We start from the raw sequence: 305 nt of genomic DNA on the forward strand, positions 1-305 counted from the left end.
CCATCAAAGGATTTCGCATAGTTTCTTCTAATCATAAACTGATCACATAATTGCGAAAATAAGGTTTCGATGGGCTTTCGGGATTTTCTAAAAATATAAGGCTTTGTCTTATATCCATGTTGATTTTTTCGCATAGGTACTTACATATTAATCTGGTTGTAAGTAAATAAGTCTCTTTGATAATCAATACTCAGATAATCTTTGTCTCCTAATATTGTACAATTTTGAAACAAGTGCTTAATATCTTTGAGATAATGAATATCATGTACAGAAGCTTGTGTTACATCAAAATCGGTAAAAATCCC

The 305-nt window shown here is 30.5% G+C and carries 1 pseudogene; it reads right to left on the minus strand.

The window, feature by feature from the left end:
* Window positions 1–305 (minus strand): annotated as a pseudogene (locus GNY06_RS15820) (transposase); the annotation flags it as partial.

It is taken from the genome of Elizabethkingia argenteiflava, from assembly GCF_009904105.1.
Lineage (GTDB): Bacteria > Bacteroidota > Bacteroidia > Flavobacteriales > Weeksellaceae > Elizabethkingia > Elizabethkingia argenteiflava.